The sequence below is a fragment of the Pseudoalteromonas sp. MM1 genome, assembly GCF_030296835.1.
In the GTDB taxonomy this organism is placed as follows: Bacteria; Pseudomonadota; Gammaproteobacteria; order Enterobacterales; family Alteromonadaceae; genus Pseudoalteromonas.
Map to the genome: position 1 here is coordinate 2,864,694 of NZ_AP027922.1, position 25,580 is coordinate 2,890,273.

At 41.1% G+C, this 25,580-nt stretch carries 29 protein-coding genes; 16 read left to right on the plus strand and 13 right to left on the minus strand.

Annotated features, from left to right (window positions below):
- The first annotated feature begins 25 nt into the window (after nt 1-25).
- Nucleotides 26-253, plus strand: a complete 228-nt coding sequence (locus tag QUE46_RS12985; protein ID WP_286245109.1) for a hypothetical protein — start codon at nt 26-28, stop codon at nt 251-253.
- Here the strand turns inward: QUE46_RS12985 and QUE46_RS12990 are convergent, their stop codons facing one another.
- The 4 genes from QUE46_RS12990 to QUE46_RS13005 are packed head-to-tail and all read right to left on the minus strand — an operon-like array spanning nt 254 to nt 4,104.
- Nucleotides 254-754: a DUF1543 domain-containing protein gene (locus QUE46_RS12990; RefSeq protein WP_286245110.1), complete on the minus strand. Its 501-nt coding sequence runs from the start codon at nt 752-754 to the stop codon at nt 254-256.
- 20 nt (nt 755-774) lie between these two features.
- Nucleotides 775-2,124, minus strand: coding sequence for a sigma 54-interacting transcriptional regulator (locus QUE46_RS12995; RefSeq protein ID WP_286245111.1), 1,350 nt, complete (start codon nt 2,122-2,124; stop codon nt 775-777).
- Nucleotides 2,125-2,126: 2 nt separating this feature from the next.
- Nucleotides 2,127-2,648: a hypothetical protein gene (locus QUE46_RS13000; RefSeq protein WP_286245112.1), complete on the minus strand. Its 522-nt coding sequence runs from the start codon at nt 2,646-2,648 to the stop codon at nt 2,127-2,129.
- A 4-nt stretch (nt 2,649-2,652) separates the two neighbouring features.
- The gene (locus QUE46_RS13005) at nt 2,653-4,104 is read right to left on the minus strand and encodes a HAMP domain-containing sensor histidine kinase (protein ID WP_286245113.1); all 1,452 of its coding nucleotides are present in this window, start codon (nt 4,102-4,104) and stop codon (nt 2,653-2,655) included.
- A gap of 301 nt (nt 4,105-4,405) precedes the next feature.
- On the opposite strand from QUE46_RS13005, the gene QUE46_RS13010 reads away from it, so the two are divergent.
- The 6 genes from QUE46_RS13010 (at nt 4,406) to QUE46_RS13035 (ending at nt 8,116) form a co-directional block, all read left to right on the plus strand.
- A complete protein-coding gene (locus tag QUE46_RS13010) occupies nt 4,406-4,639 on the plus strand; it encodes a calcium dependent protein (protein ID WP_004586103.1) in 234 nt (77 codons plus the stop codon).
- A 24-nt stretch (nt 4,640-4,663) separates the two neighbouring features.
- On the plus strand, nt 4,664-4,891 hold the full coding sequence (locus QUE46_RS13015) for a hypothetical protein (RefSeq protein ID WP_286245114.1): 228 nt from the start codon (nt 4,664-4,666) through the stop codon (nt 4,889-4,891).
- Nucleotides 4,892-5,048: 157 nt separating this feature from the next.
- The gene (locus QUE46_RS13020) at nt 5,049-5,285 is read left to right on the plus strand and encodes an EF-hand domain-containing protein (RefSeq protein ID WP_286245115.1); all 237 of its coding nucleotides are present in this window, start codon (nt 5,049-5,051) and stop codon (nt 5,283-5,285) included.
- An 8-nt stretch (nt 5,286-5,293) separates the two neighbouring features.
- Nucleotides 5,294-5,530, plus strand: a complete 237-nt coding sequence (locus QUE46_RS13025) for an EF-hand domain-containing protein (RefSeq protein ID WP_286245116.1) — start codon at nt 5,294-5,296, stop codon at nt 5,528-5,530.
- A 132-nt stretch (nt 5,531-5,662) separates the two neighbouring features.
- Nucleotides 5,663-7,318: an amidohydrolase gene (locus QUE46_RS13030; protein ID WP_286245117.1), complete on the plus strand. Its 1,656-nt coding sequence runs from the start codon at nt 5,663-5,665 to the stop codon at nt 7,316-7,318.
- 120 nt (nt 7,319-7,438) lie between these two features.
- Nucleotides 7,439-8,116 carry a FlgO family outer membrane protein gene (locus QUE46_RS13035; RefSeq protein ID WP_286245118.1) on the plus strand — a complete coding sequence of 226 codons (678 nt, stop codon included), beginning with the start codon at nt 7,439-7,441 and terminating at the stop codon, nt 8,114-8,116.
- 50 nt (nt 8,117-8,166) lie between these two features.
- On the opposite strand, the gene QUE46_RS13040 is transcribed toward QUE46_RS13035, so the two are convergent.
- Nucleotides 8,167-8,397 (minus strand): uroporphyrinogen decarboxylase, encoded by a 231-nt coding sequence (locus QUE46_RS13040; protein ID WP_286245119.1) that lies wholly within the window; start codon nt 8,395-8,397, stop codon nt 8,167-8,169.
- Between the two features lie 277 nt (nt 8,398-8,674).
- Here QUE46_RS13040 and QUE46_RS13045 point away from each other — a divergent pair, with 277 nt between their 5' ends.
- Nucleotides 8,675-9,331, plus strand: coding sequence for a Crp/Fnr family transcriptional regulator (locus QUE46_RS13045; protein WP_004586096.1), 657 nt, complete (start codon nt 8,675-8,677; stop codon nt 9,329-9,331).
- Nucleotides 9,332-9,481: 150 nt separating this feature from the next.
- Here the strand turns inward: QUE46_RS13045 and QUE46_RS13050 are convergent, their stop codons facing one another.
- Nucleotides 9,482-10,048 carry a phosphoribosyltransferase gene (locus tag QUE46_RS13050; RefSeq protein WP_004586095.1) on the minus strand — a complete coding sequence of 189 codons (567 nt, stop codon included), beginning with the start codon at nt 10,046-10,048 and terminating at the stop codon, nt 9,482-9,484.
- A gap of 182 nt (nt 10,049-10,230) precedes the next feature.
- Nucleotides 10,231-11,526, minus strand: coding sequence for an aminopeptidase PepB (gene pepB, locus QUE46_RS13055; RefSeq protein WP_286245120.1), 1,296 nt, complete (start codon nt 11,524-11,526; stop codon nt 10,231-10,233).
- 120 nt (nt 11,527-11,646) lie between these two features.
- Between pepB and sfsA the strand changes: the two genes are divergently transcribed.
- The 8 genes from sfsA (at nt 11,647) to QUE46_RS13095 (ending at nt 17,990) form a co-directional block, all read left to right on the plus strand.
- Nucleotides 11,647-12,363, plus strand: coding sequence for a DNA/RNA nuclease SfsA (gene sfsA / locus QUE46_RS13060; RefSeq protein WP_286245121.1), 717 nt, complete (start codon nt 11,647-11,649; stop codon nt 12,361-12,363).
- Between the two features lie 226 nt (nt 12,364-12,589).
- On the plus strand, nt 12,590-13,033 hold the full coding sequence (dksA, locus tag QUE46_RS13065; protein WP_286245122.1) for an RNA polymerase-binding protein DksA: 444 nt from the start codon (nt 12,590-12,592) through the stop codon (nt 13,031-13,033).
- A 16-nt stretch (nt 13,034-13,049) separates the two neighbouring features.
- On the plus strand, nt 13,050-13,994 hold the full coding sequence (gene gluQRS / locus QUE46_RS13070) for a tRNA glutamyl-Q(34) synthetase GluQRS (protein WP_286245123.1): 945 nt from the start codon (nt 13,050-13,052) through the stop codon (nt 13,992-13,994).
- 234 nt (nt 13,995-14,228) lie between these two features.
- Nucleotides 14,229-15,560 (plus strand): polynucleotide adenylyltransferase PcnB, encoded by a 1,332-nt coding sequence (pcnB, locus tag QUE46_RS13075; protein WP_286245124.1) that lies wholly within the window; start codon nt 14,229-14,231, stop codon nt 15,558-15,560.
- Nucleotides 15,561-15,564: 4 nt separating this feature from the next.
- Nucleotides 15,565-16,050 (plus strand): 2-amino-4-hydroxy-6-hydroxymethyldihydropteridine diphosphokinase, encoded by a 486-nt coding sequence (gene folK / locus QUE46_RS13080; RefSeq protein WP_286245125.1) that lies wholly within the window; start codon nt 15,565-15,567, stop codon nt 16,048-16,050.
- 30 nt (nt 16,051-16,080) lie between these two features.
- Nucleotides 16,081-16,875 carry a 3-methyl-2-oxobutanoate hydroxymethyltransferase gene (gene panB, locus QUE46_RS13085; RefSeq protein WP_286245126.1) on the plus strand — a complete coding sequence of 265 codons (795 nt, stop codon included), beginning with the start codon at nt 16,081-16,083 and terminating at the stop codon, nt 16,873-16,875.
- Nucleotides 16,875-17,723, plus strand: coding sequence for a pantoate--beta-alanine ligase (gene panC / locus QUE46_RS13090; protein WP_286245127.1), 849 nt, complete (start codon nt 16,875-16,877; stop codon nt 17,721-17,723). The genes panB and panC overlap by 1 nt, the downstream gene beginning before the upstream one ends.
- 30 nt (nt 17,724-17,753) lie before the next feature.
- Nucleotides 17,754-17,990, plus strand: coding sequence for a hypothetical protein (locus QUE46_RS13095; protein WP_024033192.1), 237 nt, complete (start codon nt 17,754-17,756; stop codon nt 17,988-17,990).
- 92 nt (nt 17,991-18,082) lie between these two features.
- On the opposite strand, the gene QUE46_RS13100 is transcribed toward QUE46_RS13095, so the two are convergent.
- The 6 genes from QUE46_RS13100 to epd all read right to left on the minus strand — a co-directional run bounded on the left by QUE46_RS13100 (nt 18,083) and on the right by epd (nt 25,371).
- Nucleotides 18,083-19,048 carry a PstS family phosphate ABC transporter substrate-binding protein gene (locus QUE46_RS13100; protein ID WP_286245128.1) on the minus strand — a complete coding sequence of 322 codons (966 nt, stop codon included), beginning with the start codon at nt 19,046-19,048 and terminating at the stop codon, nt 18,083-18,085.
- Between the two features lie 115 nt (nt 19,049-19,163).
- Entirely contained in the window at nt 19,164-20,471 is a 1,308-nt protein-coding gene (phoR, locus tag QUE46_RS13105; protein ID WP_286245129.1) for a phosphate regulon sensor histidine kinase PhoR, read from the minus strand.
- 58 nt (nt 20,472-20,529) lie between these two features.
- Complete coding sequence (gene phoB, locus QUE46_RS13110) at nt 20,530-21,219, minus strand: phosphate regulon transcriptional regulator PhoB (protein WP_004586083.1); 690 nt, start codon at nt 21,217-21,219, stop codon at nt 20,530-20,532.
- A 634-nt stretch (nt 21,220-21,853) separates the two neighbouring features.
- A complete protein-coding gene (gene fba / locus QUE46_RS13115; RefSeq protein WP_004586082.1) occupies nt 21,854-22,918 on the minus strand; it encodes a class II fructose-bisphosphate aldolase in 1,065 nt (354 codons plus the stop codon).
- A 206-nt stretch (nt 22,919-23,124) separates the two neighbouring features.
- Complete coding sequence (locus QUE46_RS13120; RefSeq protein ID WP_286245130.1) at nt 23,125-24,297, minus strand: phosphoglycerate kinase; 1,173 nt, start codon at nt 24,295-24,297, stop codon at nt 23,125-23,127.
- A 63-nt stretch (nt 24,298-24,360) separates the two neighbouring features.
- Nucleotides 24,361-25,371: an erythrose-4-phosphate dehydrogenase gene (epd, locus tag QUE46_RS13125; protein WP_286245131.1), complete on the minus strand. Its 1,011-nt coding sequence runs from the start codon at nt 25,369-25,371 to the stop codon at nt 24,361-24,363.
- Nucleotides 25,372-25,580 lie beyond the last annotated feature (209 nt).

A 25,580-nucleotide genomic window follows, 5' to 3' on the forward strand; every position in this document is an offset into this window, starting at 1 on the left:
TATTTTAGCTGCAGCCTCACTCTCAATGAAAAATCATTCATCAAAAAAAGAACTTATGCTACTGCCTATATTACTTGTGGTTATTGTAATGTGCGTGGCGGGACACTTTTTACTACAGGCAAACTTTCAAGATAGCAACATGGTTGAATACATGTTGGCAGCGCTGCCCTTTGCAATGTTTGGCCTAGTTATTGTGGCATTTAAAATGGCGGCTAAAAGCGAAGCCAATGAGCAAAACGAGCAAGACTCTTAATCAAAGAATATAATATCCAAACCAATCGGGCTTAATTGGCTGAGTATGTCCACTAGGCGTAAGCTTAATATTTAGTTGGCTGTCGAGTAAATCTATTGCAAAGCAGTCATCTACATCATGTAAATCATCTTTATGAATATGACTAAGGCCTGCAAGTAAGTCGTTTTTAGCGCGCTGCTTGGCCTCTGTTGCGCTACTGGCAACATATAAGGCAAAGTCGTGTTGCTCAGCCATAGAGTCACTTCTGTAAGCGCCTAAATTAACAAAGTACAGCTGCTTATTTTGCTCAACATAACTATCAACGACCTCTACTTTATAACCGTCGATATGGTTAATTGCCATGTAGCTATCCATATGCACATTGTTTTTATCGCCTACCCATTGGCTTTTTAGCTTTGAATAAGTTTGCTCAATACTTTGCCCTACTACAAAGCGAATATCGTGCATTTCTATGTGGCAGCCTTGAATCCGCCCACCTAGATACACCATAAATAACTGCATTTAATAACCTTGATCGTAAATTACACTAAATTATCGACATCAATATTGTGTTTTTTTATTAGCTTATAAAAATCTGAACGGTTTCGTTTAGCAAGCTTTGCGCCTTCGGCTACATTACCGCCAGCCATTTTGAGGGTATTTATTACATAATCGCGCTCAAACTCTTTTTTGGCATCATTTAAAGAAAGCGGCTCGGCACTGGCTTGGTTTGAGTTAAGTGCATTTAACACTAAATGCGCAGAAATAACCTCGCTGGCACTTAATGCAACCACTTGCTCTACAACATTTTGTAATTGGCGAATATTCCCTGGCCAGTCGTAACGCACCAGTGCATGCATGGCATCGTTTGCAAAACGTTTTTCTTTTTGGTTCATTCGCTTTGCAATACTGGCGCTAAAGTGCTGAGCAAGCAGGCTTATATCTTCGCGGCGCTCACAAAGCGGCGGTAATTTTAAATTTACAACGTTTAGGCGGTAGTATAAATCTTCCCTAAATTGTTGATTGCTAATCGCATCGGGTAAATTTTTATGCGTGGCCGATACAATGCGCACATCAATAGGAATTTCTTCTTGAAAACCCACCGGGCGTATGGTTTTTTCTTGTAGTACACGCAGTAACTTAACTTGTAAATTAAGCGGCATATCGCCAATTTCATCTAAAAATAAGGTGCCACCCTGCGCTTGCTGAAACAAACCTTGGTGATCTTTTACAGCCCCAGTAAATGCCCCCTTTTTATGGCCAAATAATTCTGACTCTAAAAGCTCCCCTGGCACTGCGCCACAGTTAATGGCCACAAAAGGCCCTTCACTTACATGGCTGTGTTGATGAATCGCTTGCGCCAATAACTCTTTACCTGTACCACTGGCGCCTGAAATAAGCACATTTACTTGGGTTGGCCCTAATAATTTTACTTGTTCAAGTAGGTGTAACATAGCGCCACTGCGCGTGACTATATTACTTTTTTGAGGCGTTTCTTCTGCGTTGACGCCATGTATTTCAATGGCTTTGGCTAGGCTGTCAAATAGCTCATCTTTATCTACCGGTTTTGTTATAAACGCAAAAATACCTTGTTTTGTCGCCTCAACCGCATCGGGTATAGAGCCATGCGCTGTCATCATTATTACCGGCAGTGCTGGGTAGCGGCTTTGTAATTGGCGATGTAAGGCCATGCCGTCCATTTCGTCCATACGCAGGTCTGTTATAACTGCATCAAACACGTGGCTTTTAAGAACTTGCAATGCAAGTATGCCGCTTTCACAGGTAGTTACTTCGTACCCTTTAGACTCGATTCTTAGCGCGAGTAATTTAAGTAAACTTGCATCATCATCAACAAGTAATACTTTTGCACCTTGTGCTGTGTGTGTTGCCATGATTACTGCTCCTTAGTGTCTTCGCGTAGTAATAACTGTTGCTCTATTGTGGCTAAAGACGATAACGTTTGCTGCATTTTGTCATTTAACGCCTGCTGCTCTTTTAGCGCATTGATTTGCCGAGTAACATGCTGCTTTTGAAGCCATAAATATTGTTTAATAGGGTCTGGCCAAAAGTAGGCTAAATCGAGTTTTTGCAAGCGCGCCATTACCTCTTCGGGTGCGCTTGAAGTATTAATACACATATATTTAAAAAAGCGTTTTAGCTCTTTTTCACCTAAATAAGTGTGTAGGCTTGGTTTTACTTTAAAACCACCACATTGATTAGCATGCCATGCAACTACACGTGCTGCGCTGGGGTAAACGGGGTCACTTTTAGGACGCTTTTTAGGATTTGGCACCGCATTTTTTGCAGGTGTAGCCTCCTGTGACACAGCTGCTGTTTGTGTGTTATTTATTTCACAGCCAGCTAAAATAACCGCACTACTGAGCACACATAAAATAGCTATTAAACGCGTACGCATGCTATTAAACTCCTTGATTAATTAAAGGTATTTTTATTGTAAATAAGCAGCCTTGAGGCTGGTTATGCTCAACACTGAGCTGACCTTGTAACTGCTCAACCGACTCTTTTACTATGGTTAAACCTAGGCCACTGCCTTGCAGCGTAACATCTTTATTATGCTTACCTTGGTAAAATGCGCTGAATATCTGGTTTTTTTCTTGCTCTTTAATGCCACAGCCTTCATCGCGCACTTGCATTGTTAGTCGCTTTTGCTCAAGCGCTAAGGTTACATCTACGCTTTGCCCTGTATTTGAAAACTTTAACGCATTAGAAATGAGCTGAATAAGGGTCATTTCTATCAGCTCTGCGGGTAATGCAAGTGGCTGTTTTGTTGTGCTGTTATGCCAATTTAAACTTTGCTGCTTAGCCGTTAAACGGTGCTCAAAGTGGCTGTTTATTTTATTTATTAAATTATCAAATTCGACTTCGCTAACGCTGTCTTTACTGGTTCTGATAGCGTTATAACTAAGCAGGCTGTCAATCATAGTGCGCAAACGCACCATAGATTGGCTAATAAGCTCAAGCACAGCTTGCTGCTCTTTTGTAATAGGCCCGACGATTTCATCGCTAAGTAAGTCGGTGCCCTCAACCATTGAAGCCAACGGCGTTTTAAGCTCATGGGTTACATGGCGTAAAAAGGTATCTTTTTGTTGCTCGAGCATATGTAGCTGCTCTTGCACCCATTGTAGTTTTTCGCCCAATTCCACCAGCTCACTTGAACCTTGCACTGCTATTTTTTGCTGCCAATGCCCTTGCCCTAGTTTATCTATTACCGACGTAAGCCCTTTTAAACGTTTACTTATGCGCCATAAAAACCCTCCACCAACAAGTAAAGTAAGCGGTATAAGCGCCACTAACCAGTTAATAAACGAGCTTTGCAAAGTACTTAACTCATTTTGGTTGTTTTGAATTTGCGCTGCATTTGTATCGCGCAACCACACCGTAAGCTCAGCCACTAAATCGCTAATAGGCACAAACAATGCTGCATCTTGTTGGTTATTTTCAATCAAAGCTTGATGAGTGCTACGTAATGTTGTTGCTAAGCGACGCCACTGCATAGTGTATTGCTGTGAGGCACTGGCTTGGCTAAGAGTGTCGATTGTTTGTAATGAGGATTGCCATTTTTCGTTTATTAACGTGTCGAGCGACTCGCTTTTTAAAACCCAGTTTTGACGCGTTGCCCGCTCAAGACTATTAAGCTCTTGCTTTAAAAAGTTAAACGACTTAGTAACCTGGTAATTATTACTGACAATAAGCTGAGTAACAGCGAGCTGCTTATTTAATGCATTTAAAAAAACAATAACCACTAAACTAAGCGGCAGTAACGACAGCAGCATACTTATTATAAACTGACCTATTAAGTTAGGCCGCCAATTAAGCATTGCACGATACTTGTTAGCAAGCGTTACAGGCATTATCATTTCCTTTTATTGTTTTAAGCGCTCTATTTTAGTTACTTACCTTATACTCTCGCTGAATCAACTTCTATATTTAACCCAACATATCCACTTGTTGCTATTTAGCAACACGCTAAGTTATTGATAACTATGCTAAGTATTAATACTGCGTACTGCCTGTTGCAAAATTAACACATATATAAGTAAATATTTCCGATTAGCGCCAAACAATACACGTAAGTCATTGATTTTAATTAATTATATATGTTGGCACTATTTTTGTAATAGTGAGTGCAACTTTAATCAATAAGGAAATTAAATGAACAACCGCTTTTTAGTAATTTTACCCATGCTGGCTTTTGGGTTTATGGGCACAGATGCAATAGCTATGGACGTTCAAGCTACATTTAATGAGCTAGATAAAGACAGTAATGGCACACTTAGCGAATCAGAAGCGGGTGAAGATGCCGTGTTACACGAAAACTTTTCACAAATAGACACTAACCAAGATGGTCAGTTATCGCTAAGTGAATTCAAAAAGTTTATTCAGTAAATTCATTTAATAAGGAACATAATTATGAAACAACTTATCGCAGCATTTGCATTAATGTTTTTAGCAATTAGCGCCACGGCTTTAGCCTCTTCTGTCAACATTCGCTTTGCTCATTTAGACAAAGATATGGATGGCGCTGTGTCGCTTGCAGAAGCAAAGCAAGACAAAGAAGTCATGAGACAATTTGCCGATTTAGATGAAAACGAAGATAAAGAAATCTCAAAAGAAGAGTTTCAAAACTTTAAACCTTAATTAAGTTTTACTTAAGCTTTTACCTAGTAAGCTAGGTATCAAAAGCATTTGCCATAATCCCTGAGGGAATGTGTAAACGGATTTAATGTTGGGAAGTTAAATTATGGCAAGTGCTTTTTTTATTAATCTACAAACACTGTATGTTGGAAGGAAAACCATGAAGTGTGTTTTTTTTAGTGTTATCGCTATTACCATGATCAGCTTTAATGCTGTTGCGTTAGATGTTAAACAACGTTTTGATCACCTTGATGCCAATAAAAACGGCTTCTTAACAGAAGACGAACTAGAGCCACAACCTCAGCTACTCAGCACCTTTACTCGCTGGGATAAAAACCAAGACAAACAAATCTCGCTTCTTGAATTTAAAGACTATTTAACCAATAACCTTTACTGAGTATAAGTATGAAGACTGTAAGCTATTTAGCGCTTATTGCGCTGGGCCTTTTTAGCGATGCAACCCTTGCCCAAAGTACAAAAATTGCCGATAAATTTGAAAAGTTTGACCGTAACCACGATGGTTTTTTAACCCGTTCAGAAACCGCCATTGACCCCGCCCTTTGGTCACGCTTTTCAAGTTATGATAAAGATAAAGACGGCAGACTTACCCTTTCGGAATATGGCATATACGCCAGTAAGTAACTCTTTTTTTATAAGCGTAAGTGCTAAATTTTTAACAGCCCTTACGCTTTTAAGCTATCTACCTCAACATATTGGTATTCTAAAAGTGAGTTTGCTAGGGTTATTTTACTAACAATAAAAAATAACCAACTTATGCAACTCAAAAAACTATTTAACCCACTACTGCTTGCCGGCTTATTTGTAAGCAGTACTGTGATTGCGCAAACGCAGGTCATTTATAACGCTAATGGTTACACCCCCTTATACCAAGGCGGTATACAAACGTTTTCTACTTTAGTGATTAAAAACGGTAAAGTTGTAAAAACTGGAGACGATACGCTTAAAAGCACTTTCCCTGATGCTAAACTCATTGATGCCAAAGGTAATACGTTACTGCCAGGGTTAATTGACGCTCACGGGCATGTGATTGGCCTTGGCGATAACTTATCGCAACTTGATGTACGCGGTGCCAAGTCGGTTGACGAAATAACCACAAAATTAAAAAGCTTTGCTGAAAATAAACAAGGCTGGATTTTAGGCCGAGGCTGGAACCAAGAGCTTTGGAGCAATACACGCTTTCCAACCGCCAAAGACTTAGACAACGTAGTCAATGACCGCCCAGTGGTACTTTCGCGCGTTGATAGTCATGCAATTTGGGTTAACAGCAAAACATTAGAGCTGGCCGGCATTACCGCGGCCACTCAAGCCCCTGAGGGCGGCGAAATTATAAAAGATGAATTTGGTAATCCAACCGGTATTTTTGTTGATAAGGCCGAGTCGTTAATTACCCAGCATATGAGCGCCCCTTCAAAACAAGCTATAAGCGACTCATTAGATGCCGCAGGCGCGCATTTATTAAGCTTAGGGATCACCTCTACTCACGATGCTGGTATTGATAAAACCACTTGGGAAGTTTATAAAGCGCGCAGCGAGCAAGGTGATTTGCCGCTAAGAATAGTCGCCATGCTAAGTGCCGCTAGCCCCGATTTAGAGCACATGCTTAAAGCTGGGCGCTACCAAGATGCAGCATCGTTTATGTCTATCCGCAGTGTAAAAGTGTACGCTGATGGTGCATTAGGCTCGCGCGGGGCTGCACTAATTGATGACTACGCAGATAGAAAAAACCACCATGGCCTAATGCTAGAAACTCAAGCTAAGCTTGAAGAGTTATTTACTTTAAGCTTCAAAAATGGCTTTAGCGCCAACACCCATGCAATTGGCGATAAGGCAAATAAAGTGGTACTTGATGCGTATCAAAACGTGTTTAAGCAAACAGGCGGTATGTTACTGCGTAACCGCATAGAACACGCACAAATTGTTACCCCTGATGACATTCCACGTTTTAAAGCACTTAAAATCATTCCGTCTATGCAGCCAGTGCATGCCACCTCCGATATGCATATGGCTGAGCAGCGCTTAAGTGATAACCAATTACAAGGTGCATATGCATGGCAAACATTTTTACAGCAAGGCTCTGTGATTGCTGCAGGCTCTGACTACCCGGTAGAGCTGGCAAATCCATTTGATGGCTTGTATTCAGCCATTACCCGTATGGATCATAATAAGTTGCCTGAAAACGGTTGGCGCGCAAGCGAAGTACTAAGCCGCGAACAAGCCCTCAGAGCATTTACACTGGGCGGCGCGTATGCAGCGCACCAAGAGTTTAAAATCGGCAGCTTAGAAAACTCAAAGTGGGCAGACTTTATTTTAATAGACAAAGACTACTTTAAAGTCCCTGTGGATGAGATTTATAAAACACAGGTTTTACAGACTTGGATTGCTGGAGAATTACGCTTTGAAAAAGAATAGGTTACAAAACAGACAAACTTAAAAATAAATGAATTTATTATGAATATTTATTAAAGCAATTAAAAAGTATGTCGATAAGTGGGGGTATTTTAAAAACCTCTTATGTTTCAGGAAGAAAACATGTTATCTAAAAAAATATCTCTTACTTTATCGACTCTTTTTACTTTATCGCTTTCTGCATGCTCTACTCACCCAGTTTATAATGGTCATGCTCCCCATAATAATATTGGTCATCATAACGCTCATAGCCGCTACTCAGACATTCACCAACCTCGTGTAAATAATTGGCAATTTCCTGAAAATAACTACCGCCCTATTAACAGTAGTAAGTTGTTAAGTAACTATACAGAGCAATTAGCAATGAAGCTGATTGAAAATATGAACTACATCAACAGTGGAACCCCTGTGGCAATTACTTCGTTTGTGAATTTAGATGACAATTTACAAACCACTAATATATTTGGTAATCACTTAGCTGAAAGCTTTATTACTGAAATGCAGGAATTTGGTTTATCGGTCGTTGATTACAAGCATACAGGTGCTGTACATGTAACCCCGTTAGGTGACTTCTCGTTTAGTCGTAATGGTAAAGAAATTAAAGGTTATCCGCATATCGAATACACTTTATCAGGCACGCTAACTTATACAAATCGCGGTGTTATTGTTAACGCTCGAATTATTGGTGCGAAATCTAAAGTGGTGGTCTCATCTGCAAAAGGGTTTATACCAAGCTTTGTTGTTGAGTCACTTTACCCAACTCGCAGAACTGATGGCATTGTTTTAGACGCGGTGCTTTAAAACAAAAAAGGGTTAACTTAAATGTTAACCCTTTTTTTGAATTTTTAGTTTCACGCTTCTTTTACTTTTGGCTGTCGGTATAGCTTTATAATATGGTACATATTTACTAGCGCCAACAAGCCATTAGTAAACGCAACAGGCACAGCGCCAATAGCCACGCCATATACAGTAAATACTATACAGCCAAACATATTATACCAACGCAGTTTTACTACATCGGTCATAGTTAACGATGCAACCAATAAAGCTGATGCAATATAACCTAAATATTCCCAACTCAATTGTTCTCTCCTACCCTTTAGGTTAGCATTACGCTAATGCTAAGCTGTGGCACTTGTCAGTGTTGCAAAGTATAAAATAAAAAAACTAACTTGCTTAAAAAACCTTAAAAAGTATATTGGTTGTAGCCAATTACTTCCTAAATCATTACACGGGAAATGAAGGTATTGCGTACTTAGCAAGGCTAATTACAGTAGCAAGTTAGTATAAATTCTTAGAACCTTAATAATATCGTCATTAAGGTGTAATAAATAGGACAATTGTCCGAAGAGCATATTGATGTTTCAATACCATTTTTCTAGTTATCTTGTTGAACAGTTACTCACCTTTGCAGGAAGTAGTTATCAACAATCAAAAAAAGAAGTGCTGATCCACCAAGATCAACCACTTAGTAAACTTGTGCTGGTGCGCAGCGGGACTATTTCGTTTAGTTATGATGTAGGTAACGGACGTCGCCTATTATTAGGCCAGTTAGATTGCAACAACACCCTAATTGGTGAAATAGAAGCGCTTAACAATAACCCATGTATTTATACGGTCACTTGTTTTAGTGATGTAACCTACAACTTAATAGAGCTTCGTCACTGGCGAGCATTGCTTTTAGAAAAGCCAGAGCTGAGCTTATACACCGCACAAACCATTGCGGCTAAATTTCAAGAAAACCAAAAAATTAATTTAGATAAATTACTGTTGCCTTTAAGCTACAACATTGCTAAAGACTGCCTATTAAGGGCCGAGAACAATAACCCAACGCTACTGCGTGCATATCCAACGGTTAACGCCGAGGCTGAGCGCTTTGCAACCACTGAGCGAGCATATCGTCGTGTGGTAACTGAGCTTGTTGAAAAAGGCTTAGTGCAGCGCAGCTCTCACGGATTAAAAGCCGTCGATACGCAAAGTTTAAGTGACTATGTAGATAGCTTTGCACAGCTTTAAAGAAGCTAAAAGCGCACACAAAAAAAGGCCGTTATGGCCTTTTTTAGTTTTTATGGTCTTTATTTGCATTGCGCTACAGCAGCAATGTATTTAAACCGAGCAGACTAACAAGCCCTCGTACAAATAAACTCCTACTTAACGCTTTGGCAATTACTTGTCTAATAAAATATCTTGGATATTTACTAAATCAGATTTACCTTCAATAATTTCATCTGGCGTTAAACCCGATAACTCATGCGGGAACACTAACCACTCTTCTGACTCATGAATAAAGTAATCTGGCACCATCTCTACTTTTGAGTTTTTAGGCTTATAGTATGGGCATGCCACACGAATATCGCGTGGTAAGTTTAAACGCATAAGCTCAGAAAGCTTTTCTTTTAGTGCAAATATACTGCGACCAGAATCAAACACATCATCAACAATAAGTAGTGAATCGCCCGCGTTGGCGTTTTCTACAATGTAGTGTAGGCCGTGTACTTTTATTTCTTTAGATTGCTTGCCAATACCGTAATAAGACGACGTACGCACCGCAATGTGATCAGTCTCAATGCCTTTGTAATCGTAGTATTCTTGCACAGCAATACCAATAGGTGCACCACCTCGCCAAATACCAATTATAAAGTCTGGACGAAAGCCATCTTTATAAACTTGTGCCGCTACGCGGAATGAATCTTCAAGTAGCTGTTGAGCTGTGATGTAGCACTTATCTGACATAGTTTAGAACCCCAGTGGTGAGTATAACATTTGAGTGTAGGCGCTTTAGCCAATAATTAAACACCCAAACAGGTATTGGCGAAGGATTTTACCGTAAATAAAAATAAATTGCTTGCCTGCAAATAGCAAAATAGGCACCAATGGGTGCCTATTTTATGTATTAAACGCTTAGTTACGTACTATTAAGCTTTTTCTAACAATGTACGAGCCACTGTGCGCATACCTTGTGTAGTTGCACCAGCAGCCCATTGGCTCGTGCTGCCCATATTAAATGCTGCGGCTAAATCTATGTGTACCCAACCTTTACCATCGTTTGGTACAAAGCGAGATAAAAAGCCAGCCGCATTTGAAGCGCCGCCGTAACCACCGCCTTTTTGAGCACGGCTGTTAGCAGTGTCAGCGTATGGTGATGGGCAGTTTTGCTGGTGCCATTTTTCAAGAGGCAGAGGCCATGCAGCTTCCATTTCTTGCGATGCAAAGTCTTCTACTTCACGAACCAACTCTTTATCAAGGGCAAATAAGGCATTGTACTCTTGACCAACAGCCACTAGTGCAGCTCCGGTAAGTGTTGCCGCATCAATAATAAGTGGAGCGCCAGTCTCACCTGCAGCCATTAGGCCATCGGCAAGCACTAAACGCCCTTCAGCATCGGTATTTACAATCTCTACCGTAGTACCATTTTTGTACGTTAAAATGTCACCTAACTTATAGGCATGACCCGAGATTAAGTTCTCTGCACAGCATAAAAACAGCTTAATGCGTTTTTCAATACCGCGGTTAATAGCCAATGCTAAACCCGCTGTTACCGTTGCCGCGCCACCCATGTCGCACTTCATTCCTAGCATACCTTCGCTAGATTTAATTGAGTAACCGCCTGAGTCAAACGTAATACCTTTACCTACAAGTGCTGCACTTACCGGCGCATTTTCATCGCCTGTTGGGTTGTAATCTAGCTCAAGTAAAACAGGTGGGCGCTCAGAGCCACGGCCCACAGCATGAATGCCAATCCATTGTTGCTCTAATAATGCATCGCCTTTAATAATTTGATAGCTCACGTGTTCAGGCGCTAATGATTGAATAAATTCAGCCGCTTTTTCAGCAAGGCTCTCCGGGTAAATGTCATCGGCTGTGCCGTTTACCATTTCTCGTGCCCACGTAGCTGAGGCTTTTAAATGCGCAAGCTCGTTTAGATCTGATTGTGCGTTATCAACAAATTCAACACCATGTAATGATTTAGGTGTTACAAATCCTTGATAAAAAGCCCATTGGCTTTCTGTGCACCATGTATCGCCCGCAAGCTCAACCTGTTTAACACCTTGGCTTGCAATTGTTCGCGCCGCTTTTTGAACATTTTTTAATGTTTCTTGCTCAGATAAATGCACCGTGGCGCCTTGCTCGTTAAAAGACAACGCCGCGTTTTCGCCCCAATGGCTTGGTGCTGCTTGCTCGCTTAGTTGAACAACAAATTTTTCACTCATGTTAGAATACCCTTACACTTAAATGTGCCACCGAGTTTACTATAGTGAGTACAAGTTCCCAACAGCTTGAGATAAATAACATAAACCAACGCATCAGCCGCGTTTAGCATTGGAATTTAAATGAAATACACCCCAGCTTTACAGCCCGCTACATTATTAAAACGCTATAAACGCTTTTTAGCCGACCTCCAACTTAACGATGGCACTGAATTTACCGCACACTGTGCTAACACAGGTAAAATGACTGGTTGCGCAGAGCCTGGGTTTAGCGCATTTTATTCAACAAGCGATAACAGTAAACGAAAATACCCTCATTCGTTAGAGCTCACCCAAAACAGCCTCTCGCAGCTGATATGTGTAAATACCGCCGTGGCAAATAAAGTAATCGAAGAGGCTATCAACAACCAGCTTATTACAGAGCTTAACGGCTATGAGCAACTTCAAAGTGAAGTAAAATATGGCAGCGAAAACAGCCGTATCGATTTTTTACTCACCAGTGACAACAAACCCGCTTGCTATGTAGAGGTCAAGTCAGTCACCTTGTTAAGCGAAACTGCACCTCAAAGTGGGCAAGGCTACTTCCCTGATGCTCAAACCGTGCGGGGGCAAAAACACATTCGCGAATTAATAGAAATGATCGAACAAGGCCACCGCGCAGTATTACTGTTCGCTGTTTTACACCAAGGTATTAATACCGTGAGTGCAGCAAGCCACATAGATAAAAAATACAGCGATTTGTTAAACCAGGCGATTAAAAAAGGCGTGGAGGTATACGCTTACAAAGCAACTATTTCGCCAAGCGAAGTAACACTGAGTGAAAAAGTGGCCTTTAAATAAAAAAATTAACTTGCTTTTAAACTTTTTGCCCATATAACTAGGCAAGTTTAAATACCGAAATAACGATTAATAAAGCATCAAAATTAAAATATGAGCCTTTTTAGTCAACACACTGGTTGAAGCTAATTCGATTAATTAAAAAATAAATTTGCCTAGGGTATAAGATTCTGCTATTTATACCGCCGGCTAATGCTGAGGCATTAAATTAAGGATTTAGGAGAGAGTTATGCCAGACCAACAAAGACATGGTTTATTGGCTCAAGCCGGTTTAGAACCATACCAAGAAAAGCCGGGCGAAGAGTATATGAATGAAGCACAACGTGCTCATTTTAAAGCGATTTTAGAAGCGTGGCGTAACGACTTACGTAATGAAGTTGACCGCACAAAATCGCATATGCAAGACGAAGCTGCCAACTTTCCTGATCCAGTTGACCGCGCTGCACAAGAAGAAGAGTTCTCTTTAGAACTTCGTACTCGTGACCGCGAACGTAAACTGATCAAAAAAATTGAAAAAACAATCAATTTAATTAAAGAAGATGATTTTGGCTTTTGTGAGTCATGCGGAATCGAAATTGGTATTCGTCGTTTAGAGGCGCGTCCAACAGCAGATTTATGCGTAGACTGTAAAACCCTTGCAGAAATTAAAGAAAAACAAGCTGGGCGCGGTTAATTAAAATTAGTTAACTATGTCTCCTACAGCCGTTACCACGCCAAAGCGTGACTATCGCGGTCGATTTGCACCGTCTCCTTCTGGGCCACTTCATTTTGGCTCACTTGTGGCGGCTGTGGGCAGCTACCTTGATGCTAAAGTAAATCAGGGTAAATGGTTAGTGCGCATTGAAGATATTGACACCACCCGTGTAGTCAAAAATGCCGACTCCGATATTCTAAATACCTTACAAGCCTACGGCCTTTATTGGGACGAACCCGTTGTTTATCAAACTCAGCGACTACCCCTTTATCAGGAAATAACAAACTCCCTGATCCAACAACACTGTGTGTATGGTTGTCGCTGCTCTCGCAAACAAATAAAAGCCATGGGTGGCATTTACCAAGGCCACTGCAAAGCGCTTAACTTATCAACAGAGCAAGGTGCACTTCGTCTTAGCCAACAGCACCCAACCTGCCATTTTAACGATTTGATTCAAGGGAGCATTACCGTAAATAGTGCATTAGCCCATGAAGATTACATAATAAAGCGAAGTGACGGATTATTTGCCTACCAGCTGGTGGTGGTTATTGATGACATTGAGCAAGGCATTAATCGTGTAGTACGCGGCGCCGATTTAATCGAGCCCACAGCACGGCAAATCAGTTTATTTAAACAACTTAATGCGGCCATTCCCCAATACGCACATTTACCCCTTGCGGTTGCAGAGCCTGGCTTTAAACTTTCTAAACAAAATTACGCGCCCGCTATTAGCACAGATAACCCAAAACCTGCACTTATTGATGCATTTGAATTTTTAAACTTACCTGTACATAGTCAATTAAATGATTTATCTGTAGAGCAATTAATGGCGTGGGCCATTAACGAATTTAGCTTAACAGCGGTGCCAAGCATACCTGAAATTCAAATTTCGCAAGGTCAGCATCCAAACAGCACTAAATTTACGCATTTAAGCAAATAAAAAACTTAAAAACGGCTTAATTTCAGTCCATCAACTTAATTTTTATACCGCGCTGGTATATGATAGCCGCCTAAATAGAGGCTATTTACAATAAATTCAAAGCACCGCACTATAATACCTAATTTAGGTGCTTTTTGATTGCGATGACCAGCCAATCATCATTTCTGTAGGAGACAGATTATTATTTCCAAGCTTTTTCAATTTTGCAGGCAAATAATCGGCCCAAATGCCGATGTGCAAAGCACTCAAACAAGTGATGAACCGGTTGTTGTAACACGCGGCGAACATGGTATTTCACGTAAACAATTTAGCCCAAATGCAATCAAAGTACTTTACCGTTTAAAAGACGGTGGTTACGACGCTTACCTAGTAGGTGGTTGTATTCGCGATATATTGTTAGGTCAACAGCCAAAAGACTTTGACGTAGTGACCAATGCCACTCCAGAGCAAGTTAAAAAACTATTTAGAAATTGCCGCCTTATTGGCCGCCGCTTTCGCTTAGCGCATATTGTTTTTGGTCGCGAAATCATAGAAGTAGCCACCATGCGCGGGCACCATGAAGCGCAAGAAGACAAAAACCAAATTAGCCAATCAAGCGAACACGGGCAATTACTGCGCGATAACGTGTATGGTAGCATTGAAGAAGATGCCGAGCGCCGTGACTTTTCTATCAATGCGCTGTACTACTCGATTAACGATTTTTGTATATACGATTACGCCAATGGCTTAGCGGCTATAAAAGCAAAGCAAATTGAGTTAATTGGCGACCCAGAAACGCGCTACCGTGAAGACCCTGTGCGTATGCTGCGTGCGGTACGCTTTGCAACCAAGCTTGATATGAGCATTGCGCCTAAAAGCGAAAAGCCTATTACTGCGCTTGCCAGCCTACTCGATAACATTCCGCCAGCGCGTTTATTTGAAGAAGTGTTAAAGCTGTTTTTAAACGGTAAAGCCGAAGCAAACTATTTAATGCTACGACAATACGGCTTATTTAAATCGTTATTTCCGGTGCTTGATAAAATTTTAGATAAAAACCCTGACGGCTTAGAAGCGGCGTTTATTCAACAAATGTTTCAAAACACCGATAAACGCATTAATGCTGATAAAAAAGTCACGCCTGCATTTATATTTGCCGCTTTACTCTGGTTCCCGCTGCTTGAACGTGCAGATAAAATTAAACAACAAGAACAACTCTCTTACTTTGATGCATTTGCACAAGCAATGAATAAAGTATTAAGTGAAAACGCCCAGCATATAGCCGTACCAAAACGCTTTACCCTAGGCGCTCGCGATATTTGGCATATACAGCAACGTTTAGATAAACGTGCCGGGCAACGTGCTTACAGACTTACCCAGCAACCACGCTTTAAAGCCGCTTACGACTTTTTATTATTACGCGTTGATGCCGGTGAGCAACAACATAGTGAACTTGCTCAGTGGTGGACTCAGTACTTAAGCCAAGATATAAACGGCCAAAAAGACATGGTAAAAAATCTAGGCCATCAAGGTGGGCCTAAACCACGTAAGCGCTCACGCCGCCGCACCACTAAAAAGCCGACTGAGTAATTGTATGCAGTGTGTATATTTGGGTTTAGGTGCCAACCTAAACTCACCCAAAGAGCAGCTTGATAACGCAGTTTATGCGCTTAAAAAGCTGCCGCATAGCGAATTTATAAGTGTATCGCATTACTATGCAAGCAAGCCCATGGGGCCACAAGATCAACCCGACTACGTCAATGCCGTTGCGTGTATTAACACCGCGCTTGAACCTGAGCAATTACTTGATTTAACGCAAGCCATAGAGCTTGAGCATGGGCGAGTAAGAAAAGCCGAGCGCTGGGGGCCGCGTACCCTCGATATAGATACCTTACTGTTTGGGCAGCAAGTTATTAATAACGAACGTTTAACTGTGCCACATTATGGCCTGTGCGAACGTGAGTTTGTAGTTTACCCTTTACTTGAGCTTGCCCCAGAACTGATTTTACCAAGCGGCATTGCATTAAAAACCATTGCGCAAGGCTTACCGCTCAACGACTTACAACAATTACCTCTGTAATTAACCAAGGCTTATGCCTGCGAGGATATTATGTCTAAAATAACCGTTTCTACTTTAAATAAAATGAAAGCAGAAAATAACAAGATCACCGCATTAACCGCATATGATGCCAGTTTTGCTAAGTTATTTCATGATAACGGCGTGGATGTTATTTTAGTTGGCGACTCTTTAGGCATGGTGCTACAAGGCGGCGACGATACCTTAGCAGTTACAAACCAAGATATAGCCTATCATACCCGCTGTGTACGTGGTGGCAGCCGTGAGCTTTTTGTAATAGCCGATATGCCCTTTATGAGCTATTCAAACGTTAGCGACACCTGTAAAAATGCAGCAGAATTAATGCGTGCCGGCGCTAATATGGTAAAACTTGAAGGCGGTGAATGGCTTTACGACAGCATTAAAAGCTTAACGCAGCAAGGTATTCCTGTGTGTGGCCATTTAGGATTAACGCCGCAATCGGTACACGTATTTGGTGGCTTTAAAATTCAAGGACGCGAAGACGACAAAGCGCAAAAAATGATTGACGATGCAAAAGCACTTGAAGATGCAGGCGCCCAATTATTAGTGCTTGAGTGTATCCCAAGTGCGCTTGCTAAACGCATTACCGATGCCGTGACTATTCCTACTATAGGTATTGGCGCAGGCAATGTAACAGATGGCCAAATACTGGTAATGCACGACTTAGTGGGTATTTCTGCAGGATATATTCCTAAATTTTCTAAAAACTTTTTACTAGAAACTGGCAACATGCCAGATGCAGTTAAAAAATATTGTACAGACGTTAAAAGTGGCGCATTTCCAAGCGCCGAACATGAGTTTAAATAATGCAGTCAATTACTGAAATTAAATCGTTACGTAGTCAAGTTAAAGCGTGGCGCCAAGCAGGCTTAAGCGTGGCTTTAGTGCCAACCATGGGCAACTTGCACCAAGGCCATTTTTCGTTAGTCGAAAAGGCTAAAACAATGGCAGACAAAGTGGTTGTGAGCATTTTTGTCAACCCAATGCAATTTGGTGCCAACGAAGATTTAGATAGCTACCCACGTACATTAAATGAAGACAAACAAGGCTTAGCCGACTTAAACACCGATATTGTATTTACCCCAAGCGTAGATACTATTTACCCAAACGGGCTGGGTGAGCAAAGCTTTGTAGATGTACCGGGTGTTTCTATGGGGTATTGCGGCGGCACGCGCCCTGGGCACTTTAGAGGCGTTGCCACGGTAGTAACTAAGTTATTTAATTTAGTACAGCCAGATTATGCATGCTTTGGCGAAAAAGACTTTCAGCAACTACAAGTGATAAAAACCATGGTACGCGATTTATCAATTCCGGTTGAAATTATCGGCGTACCGACCATGCGTGAAGTATCAGGGCTTGCTATGAGCTCGCGAAATGGCTATTTATCTGCAGAGCAAAAAGCCACGGCTACCGCATTATTTAAAACCCTAAACAGTTGCGCTGAGCAGCTCAAAACAGGTAATACCGATTACAAAGCACTTGAGCAAATAGCAAAAAGTAGTTTAGAACAAGCCGGCTTAAAGCCTGACTATTTTGAGATAGCTCAACGAGATACATTAAAAGCTGCTACACTTGATGATACACAACTTGTTATTTTAGCTGCCGCCTTTTTAGGTAATGTTAGATTAATCGACAATTTACAAGTTGAGATTTAACAAAAGCGCAGCTCAACGTTAAGGATAAGCATGCAAACATTTATTAAAACGAGTGCCCTAGCCCTTTCATTTTCATTGTTAGCAGCTTGCCAAAATCAAGTGAAAAACCCTGAGTTAAACCAATGCGCACAACAAAACTATCAGTGCGAAAATAGTTGCGATCAGCAATCGATTGACAAAGGTTTAAAACAGCAAGTGTGCTCTGCCAAATGTGTAGAGAGCTACAATCAGTGTAAAGCACAAGCGCAAAAGCTGACTGATCTGTAATCGCTTTTAGTAAGTTAGTCTGTTTTACGCTTTAAAATTTTACACACAAAAAAACCGCTCATTGAGCGGTTTTTTTATTGGTTGGGTTTAAATTATAAACCTAACTTTTTAAGCTCTGCTTCTGCTAACTTAGCAGATAGTGGTACGTAACCATCTTTTTCAACGATTTTTTGACCGTCTTTAGAAAGTACCATTTTTAAGAACTCAGCTTCAATTGGTGAAAGCGGCTTATTAGGGTGCTTGTTCACGTAAACGTATAAGAAACGAGAAAGTGGGTATTTACCTTTAGCAACATTATCAAGCGTTGCATCTACGTAGTTAGTGCCTTTTTTAGATAAAGGAACCGTACGTACACCCGACGTTTTGTAACCAATGCCTGAGTAACCAATCGCGTTTAATGAAGATGAGATTGACTGTACAACAGAGGCTGAACCTGGTTGCTCATTTACGTTGTTACGGAAGTCACCTTTACACAGTGCTTTCTTTTTAAAGTAACCGTAAGTACCTGATACAGAGTTACGTCCGTATAATTGAATGTCTTTTGCAGCCCAGTCGCCCGTTAGGCCAACATCGCTCCAGCGGTTAACTTGCTCAGACGCACCACATTTACGAGTAGATGAAAAAATAGCATCTACTTGGTCAATACGTAAGCCTTCAATTGGGTTATCTTTGTGTACAAATACCGCTAATGCATCAATCGCTACACGCACTTCTGTAGGCTTGTAACCGTAGCGTTTTTCAAACGCTTCGATTTCTTTTGATTTCATTTTACGGCTCATAGGACCCATGTTAGAGGTGCCTTCAGTAAGCGCTGGTGGAGCAGTAGACGAACCTGCCGCTTGAATTTGAATATTTACATTTGGGTAAATACGTTTGTACTCTTCAGCCCAAAAAGTCATCATGTTAGCTAAAGTATCAGAGCCTACAGATGAAAAGTTACCTGAAACGCCGTTAATTTTTTGATATTCAGGAATTGCGTCGTCAAGAGCAACAGCCTGTGCAGATACTAATGTTGTAACAGCCACACCCATTGCGGCAACTAAGTTTTTAAATTTCATGCGGGGTTCTCCGATTTGTTCGTCCCATTTCCTAACTGTCGTCTACTGTAAAGTGAGTAGATGACAGTTACATTACTCTTAAATGACACTTTTATGACTTTACTTTTTGTTACCGTTAACTTGCTAAGTTAACAAGCTTATCCTTTGAAAAATCGAAAGAAAAACACGAGCCTCTACCAAGCTCACTGGTTATATTTAATTTACTATCGTGACGTGTAAGCACGTGTTTAGTAATTGCTAAGCCTAAACCTGAGCCACCGGTTGTGCGGCTCCTTGCTTTATCTACGCGGTAAAAGCGCTCAGTTAAACGATTTATATGCTCTGGTGCAATACCATCGCCATTATCATTTACACTAAAGTGCGCAAGCCCCTCTTTACGCTGCCAGGTAACAACAATTTTTCCGCCCGCTTTAGTGTAATGTATAGCGTTAAACACTAAATTAGAAAACGCACTGCGTAGCTCATCTTCAGAGCCTTTAATATCAAGCTCATTATCTATATCAAAAATAAGCTCATGGCCTTTATCTTGGTTTATAGACTGCGCTTCGGTTTTAATGTAGTTGAGCATTTGCGGCACATTTATGGCTTTGTCGTTGTCTTGCCTGCGCGCCCCTTCAATACGCGAAAGAGATAAAAGCTGATTAACTAAGCTGTCCATACGCTTACATTGCTCAAGCATGGTATTTTGCGCTTTATTCCACATTGCAGGCGGTGGCATCATATCGCCATCCATCATTTCAAGGTAGCCAGTAACGACCGTAAGCGGCGTACGCAGCTCATGCGATACATTGGCAACAAAGTCTTTGCGCATTTGCTCTAGCTGCTTTAGGCGTGTTACATCACGTACTACCACCATAAGCTGCGTGTTGGCATACGGCATTACCCTAAATTCAAGCACTTGGTCAACAATATGCCCGTTATCAAGCTCTAATGGCTCTTCAAATTCACCGCGCAGCATGTACTTGGCAAATTTAGGTTCGCGTATTAGGTTATCTAGGCGCTGGCCATGATCGGTCGGCCATTGTAGCCCCAATACTTTAAGTGCAAGTTGGTTACACCAAACAATGCTTAAATCACTTTGCAATACCACTACGGCATCGGGTACAGCTTCAGCCCCATCGCGAAAGCGACGAATTAAATCGGCCAGTTCGTTGCGTTTTTTACGATTACGGTGCTGTAAATGATAAATGCCTTCAAATACTTGTTCCCACGCACCCTCGCCCTCTGGTGGGTTAAAGCTACGTTGATTTAAAAGCCAATCGCTTAAGCGATAAAGTTGATGGTAATGCCAGACTAAAAGAGAAGAAGTGCCTAAAAATAAAAGCAAAAATGGTGCACCAATAAGTACACCAACTAATAACAGGGGTAAAAAATAGATAAACAGACGTTTTACTAACGCCTGTTTATTAATAACTCGATACATACACTCACTTTACCTTTGAGTAGTAATTTATGCGTACTCACACCCTAGCTGCGGTACCTTATAATTTACTAGAAAAACGATAACCTGCACCACGTACTGTTTGTACTAAGCGATCATGCCCCAGCGGTGCAATCGCTTTGCGTAAACGTCGTATGTGCACATCAACTGTACGGTCTTCTACGTACACATTAGTTCCCCAAACATGATCAAGCAGTTGCTCACGGCTATAAACACGCTCTGGGTGAGTCATAAAAAAATGTAATAATCTAAATTCGGTTGGGCCCATATCAAGCTCGCTTCCCTCAGAGGTAACGCGGTGCGATATTGGGTCTAAACGCAAGCCATGTACTTCTATGGCTTCTTCTAATGAGGTAGGCGATACACGGCGAATAACCGCTTTAATGCGAGCCATTAACTCTTTAGGAGAAAAAGGTTTAGTAACGTAGTCATCTGCCCCTACTTCTAGGCCGCGTACTTTGTCTTCTTCTTCGCCGCGGGCTGTAAGCATAATAATTGGAATTTGACGTGTGTATTCACTTTGCTTAAATTGCTTAGCTATTTGAATACCGCTACCGCCTGGTAACATCCAATCGAGTAAAACCATATCTGGGTATGGTTCAACCATAGCTGCAATGGCAGAATCGTAATCTTCTGCTTCAATTGCTTGAAATCCATTTTGTTCTAAAACAAAAACTAACATCTCTCTGATAGGAGCTTCATCATCTACGACTAGTACTTTACGTGACATTCCAAATTATCTCTTACGCTATCGAATTAGTTTTCATTATTATGACTAAGTATGACATTTTTATGAAAGTGTAACGTGTAAATTAAAATCCTGGTAAAAAAAACACAAAATAGTGACAAAAAACATCATTAACGTCATATTTTTAAAACTATTTTGCAAATTAAGGTTAATCAAAACATATTTACAAAAAGATGACAGTTCTATTTCTGAGTAGACACTCATAGCGGGATCATTACTTTACTAACACAGTAAAAAAACCAGATACGAAACTGATTTTGCACTGCTAGATGTCATTATGTGGCTAAAAATAGATCTGTTTTTTACTAAGCAGCCTATTAAAAGATCTGGTTTTTACTAAGCTGATCGGGTTTGGGATCACACTTATACTTAGTCAAACAACTAAGCACCTGATCTATTGTACAAATAAAAAACGATCTGATTAATTGAGTGCCTAACTTAGCGTAAAACTATGCGCTAGTTGGTAAATAAATGATCCAAACGCGGCGCGGTTAGTAAATCAGTGATCCCACTTTAGTAAGTTGGTATAACAGTGATCCCAGTACTTTGCGGTATAAAAAAACCAGCTGGATTACGCCAGCTGGTTTTTATAACGGTATTTTTTAATTAAAGATCATTATTTAATTTGTGGGTCTAACTCACCACTTAAATACTTAAGGTGCATATCATCAAGTGAAATTGGCTTAATTTTCCCAGCTTGTCCTGCTGTACCAAACGCGTTGTAGCGGGCAACACAAATCTCTGTCATTGCTTTAGTTGCTTCTGCTAGGTATTTACGCGGATCGAAGTTAGATGGGTTAAGCGCCATATGACGGCGAATAGCACCAGTAGAGGCCAAGCGTAAATCGGTATCAATATTTACTTTACGTACACCGTATTTGATCCCTTCTACAATTTGCTCAACAGGTACGCCGTATGTTTCAGGAATTTCGCCACCGTATTGATTTATGATCTCTAACCACTCTTGGGGTACAGATGATGATCCGTGCATTACTAAGTGTGTGTTCGGGATACGGGCGTGAATTTCTTTAATACGATCAATCGCTAAAATATCATCTGTGGGTGGGCGCGTAAATTTGTAAGCCCCGTGCGATGTACCACACGCTATTGCCAAGGCATCAACGTGAGTTTTATTTACAAAATCGGCGGCTTCTTCTGGATCGGTAAGCATTTGATCGGTAGTAAGCTTTCCTTCTGCGCCTACACCATCTTCTTCGCCCGCTTCTCCGGTTTCAAGTGAGCCAAGTACACCTAGCTCGCCTTCAACCGACACGCCACAGGCGTGCGCCATAGCCACGGTTTCGCGTGTTACTTCTACATTATATTCGTAACTTGATGGGGTTTTTCCGTCAGTCATTAATGAGCCATCCATCATAACTGATGAAAAGCCAAGTTGAATTGAGCGTTGGCAAACACCGGGTGAGGTGCCGTGATCTTGGTGCATTACTACTGGAATGTGCGGCCATTCTTCAACGGCTGCTAAAATCATGTGGCGGATAAATGGAGCACCAGCATAAGCACGTGCGCCTGCTGATCCTTGAACAATTACTGGGCTGTTTGTTTTATCAGCCGCTTCCATTATTGCGCGCATTTGCTCTTGGTTATTCACGTTAAAGGCTGGAACGCCGTAACCGTGTTCAGCTGCATGATCTAAAAGTTGTCGCATACTGATTAAAGCCATTGGGTATTCTCCAATTTATCGACAGCAGTCTCCTGCCATCTAGTTTGAACGGATGTGTTAATTTGACGCAATCACTGCGTCACGAACCATCGCAACTAAAACTGCAAAGTTTCGTCTTAATTAACTATTAAATAAGGGTGAGAGGTATTTAATAATTAATCGTTGGTGAGGGTTCCCCCTCACCTAATGCGGCTAAAAATTTATTATTAAGCGCGCGACTCTAGCATTTCTACTGCTGGAAGTTTTTTGCCTTCTAAAAACTCTAAGAACGCACCACCACCGGTAGAAATGTAAGATACTTTATCGGCAATGCCGTATTTATCAATTGCAGCTAAGGTATCACCGCCACCAGCAATTGAAAACGCATTAGAGTTAGCAATTGCTTGGGCAATAGCACGCGTGCCATTACCAAACTGATCAAATTCAAATACGCCAACAGGGCCATTCCACACTACAGTACCTGCATTTGCTATAATTTTAGCAAGTTGGCTGGCTGTATCAGGGCCAATATCAAAAATCATGTCATCGCTTGTTACTTCGCTTACATCTTTAAGCGTAGCAACTGCTGAGTCTGAAAATTCATTACCTACTACAACATCAGTCGGTACCGGAATTTCACCATTGTTTTGTTTAGCTGCTGCACATAAACGATTTGCTTCATCCATTAAATCAGCTTCGTAAAGTGATTTACCAACCGGATGACCTGCTGCTGCAATAAAGGTATTAGCAATACCGCCACCAGTTACTAGCTGATCAACAATCGTTGAAAGCGAGTCTAAAACAGTTAATTTAGTTGATACTTTAGAACCACCTACAATAGCGACTAATGGGCGAGCTGGGTTATCTAATGCTTTACCTAATGCTTCAAGCTCTGCTGATAATAACGGGCCAGCACAGGCAATATCTGCAAATAAACCAACGCCATGAGTAGACGCTTGTGCGCGGTGAGCGGTGCCAAATGCATCCATTACATACACATCACACAGTGCTGCAAGTTGTTTTGATAACGCTTCGTCGTTTTTCTTCTCACCTTTATTAAAGCGTACGTTTTCAAACACAACCACTTCGTTATCGGCAACTTCAACGCCGTTTAAGTAGTCTTTCTCAAGGCGTACATTTTGCTCAAGTGCATCGTTTAAGTAATCGGCAACAGGAGCAAGTGAAAACTCGTCGTCGTACTCACCTTCTGTTGGGCGGCCAAGATGCGACATAACCATTACCTTAGCGCCTTTTTCAAGCGCTAATTTAATAGTAGGCAGCGCAGCACGAATACGTGCGTCTGACGTCACTTTACCTGCTTTTACTGGCACATTTAAATCTTCACGAATTAATACGCGCTTGCCGTTTAAATCTAAATCTGCCATTTTTATGACCGACATAACATCTCCTTAGTTAACGATACTTGAACCTGAAAAATAAATTTTAAAATTATTATAAAACGCTTACTTAGCCATCATCGCACGTGCTGTATCTAGCATACGATTGGCAAAACCCCATTCGTTATCACACCAAACAAGTAACTTTATCAGGCGTTTGTGACTAACACGTGTCTGCGTGCCATCAATAATACAAGAATGTGGGTCGTGATTAAAATCAACCGATACCAGTGGCTCTTCGGTGTAACTTAAAATGCCTTCTAAGCGATCTTTTGCTTGTGCTTTAAGTGCTGTATTTACCGCGTTTAAATCTACATCGGCATTTACTGTAACACTTAAGTCCATTGCCGTTACGTTAATTGTCGGCACGCGAACCGCAATGGCTTCAAAGCGCCCTTCAAATTTTGGTAAAATGCGGTCTATTCCTCGTGCTAATTTTGTATCAACCGGAATAATAGACTGACTCGCAGCACGGGTACGACGTAAATCATGATGATACGCATCAATCACTTGTTGATCGTTCATCGACGCGTGAATAGTGGTAATAGCACCCGATTCAATGCCAAACGCATCATCTAGTACTTTAATAACAGGCACCACACAGTTTGTAGTACACGAGCCGTTAGATACAATTGAGTGCTCACTTTTTAGCTCATCGTCGTTAATGCCATACACAATGGTGGCATCTACGTCGTTATCAGCTGGGTGCGAAAACAACACCTTTTTAGCGCCCGCGGTAATGTGTAGTTGTGCATGCTCACGCGAGTGATAAACACCGGTACATTCAAGTACTACATCTACATCAAGGGTTTGCCAAGGTAATTCTACTGGGTTTTCTTCACAAAATAGTGCAATGGTATCGCCTGCAACACTAATGGTGTCTTCACCAAGTTTTACAGGAAAAGAAAAACGACCGTGGGATGTGTCGTATTTTAATAAATGAGCAATAGCTTCAGGGTCAGCAAGTTCGTTAATCGCAACAATTTTTATCTCGTCGCTCAAACCTGACTCGTACAACGCGCGGACAATATTTCGACCAATACGACCAAAACCATTAATTGCAAGTTTGATTGCCATGAAATATAAAATCCACTCTCTTTACGTGCAGACAAAGGCATCAATGCCTTTTAGATGGCTGTATTGTAATCGACCTTGAACATTTTTATAAGAGGGAGCGATTAGAAACTTTAAATTAATGAAACTTTTAATATCAAAATTAATAAGCAAAATTAGTTAACAACATTTATATCCTTCCAATTAAACAATAAAAGTCTTAGTCCTTTAGT

Bases quoted from the DNA above. Each gene is read 5' to 3' on its own strand.
- QUE46_RS13100 (WP_286245128.1), bottom strand. From the start codon at position 19,048: ATGAAATTTAAAAACTTAGTTGCCGCAATGGGTGTGGCTGTTACAACA.
- QUE46_RS13120 (WP_286245130.1), bottom strand. From the start codon at position 24,297: ATGTCGGTCATAAAAATGGCAGATTTAGATTTAAACGGCAAGCGCGTA.
- gluQRS (WP_286245123.1), top strand. From the start codon at position 13,050: ATGTCTCCTACAGCCGTTACCACGCCAAAGCGTGACTATCGCGGTCGA.
- fba (WP_004586082.1), bottom strand. From the start codon at position 22,918: ATGGCTTTAATCAGTATGCGACAACTTTTAGATCATGCAGCTGAACAC.
- QUE46_RS13095 (WP_024033192.1), top strand. From the start codon at position 17,754: ATGCAAACATTTATTAAAACGAGTGCCCTAGCCCTTTCATTTTCATTG.
- QUE46_RS13030 (WP_286245117.1), top strand. From the start codon at position 5,663: ATGCAACTCAAAAAACTATTTAACCCACTACTGCTTGCCGGCTTATTT.
- dksA (WP_286245122.1), top strand. From the start codon at position 12,590: ATGCCAGACCAACAAAGACATGGTTTATTGGCTCAAGCCGGTTTAGAA.
- folK (WP_286245125.1), top strand. From the start codon at position 15,565: ATGCAGTGTGTATATTTGGGTTTAGGTGCCAACCTAAACTCACCCAAA.
- QUE46_RS13045 (WP_004586096.1), top strand. From the start codon at position 8,675: ATGTTTCAATACCATTTTTCTAGTTATCTTGTTGAACAGTTACTCACC.
- QUE46_RS13025 (WP_286245116.1), top strand. From the start codon at position 5,294: ATGAAGACTGTAAGCTATTTAGCGCTTATTGCGCTGGGCCTTTTTAGC.
- QUE46_RS12995 (WP_286245111.1), bottom strand. From the start codon at position 2,124: ATGGCAACACACACAGCACAAGGTGCAAAAGTATTACTTGTTGATGAT.
- QUE46_RS12985 (WP_286245109.1), top strand. From the start codon at position 26: ATGAAAAATCATTCATCAAAAAAAGAACTTATGCTACTGCCTATATTA.
- QUE46_RS12990 (WP_286245110.1), bottom strand. From the start codon at position 754: ATGCAGTTATTTATGGTGTATCTAGGTGGGCGGATTCAAGGCTGCCAC.
- phoB (WP_004586083.1), bottom strand. From the start codon at position 21,219: ATGTCACGTAAAGTACTAGTCGTAGATGATGAAGCTCCTATCAGAGAG.
- pepB (WP_286245120.1), bottom strand. From the start codon at position 11,526: ATGAGTGAAAAATTTGTTGTTCAACTAAGCGAGCAAGCAGCACCAAGC.
- QUE46_RS13035 (WP_286245118.1), top strand. From the start codon at position 7,439: ATGTTATCTAAAAAAATATCTCTTACTTTATCGACTCTTTTTACTTTA.
- QUE46_RS13005 (WP_286245113.1), bottom strand. From the start codon at position 4,104: ATGCCTGTAACGCTTGCTAACAAGTATCGTGCAATGCTTAATTGGCGG.
- sfsA (WP_286245121.1), top strand. From the start codon at position 11,647: ATGAAATACACCCCAGCTTTACAGCCCGCTACATTATTAAAACGCTAT.
- QUE46_RS13050 (WP_004586095.1), bottom strand. From the start codon at position 10,048: ATGTCAGATAAGTGCTACATCACAGCTCAACAGCTACTTGAAGATTCA.
- panC (WP_286245127.1), top strand. From the start codon at position 16,875: ATGCAGTCAATTACTGAAATTAAATCGTTACGTAGTCAAGTTAAAGCG.
- epd (WP_286245131.1), bottom strand. From the start codon at position 25,371: ATGGCAATCAAACTTGCAATTAATGGTTTTGGTCGTATTGGTCGAAAT.
- QUE46_RS13020 (WP_286245115.1), top strand. From the start codon at position 5,049: ATGAAGTGTGTTTTTTTTAGTGTTATCGCTATTACCATGATCAGCTTT.
- panB (WP_286245126.1), top strand. From the start codon at position 16,081: ATGTCTAAAATAACCGTTTCTACTTTAAATAAAATGAAAGCAGAAAAT.
- phoR (WP_286245129.1), bottom strand. From the start codon at position 20,471: ATGTATCGAGTTATTAATAAACAGGCGTTAGTAAAACGTCTGTTTATC.
- QUE46_RS13010 (WP_004586103.1), top strand. From the start codon at position 4,406: ATGAACAACCGCTTTTTAGTAATTTTACCCATGCTGGCTTTTGGGTTT.
- QUE46_RS13015 (WP_286245114.1), top strand. From the start codon at position 4,664: ATGAAACAACTTATCGCAGCATTTGCATTAATGTTTTTAGCAATTAGC.
- QUE46_RS13000 (WP_286245112.1), bottom strand. From the start codon at position 2,648: ATGCGTACGCGTTTAATAGCTATTTTATGTGTGCTCAGTAGTGCGGTT.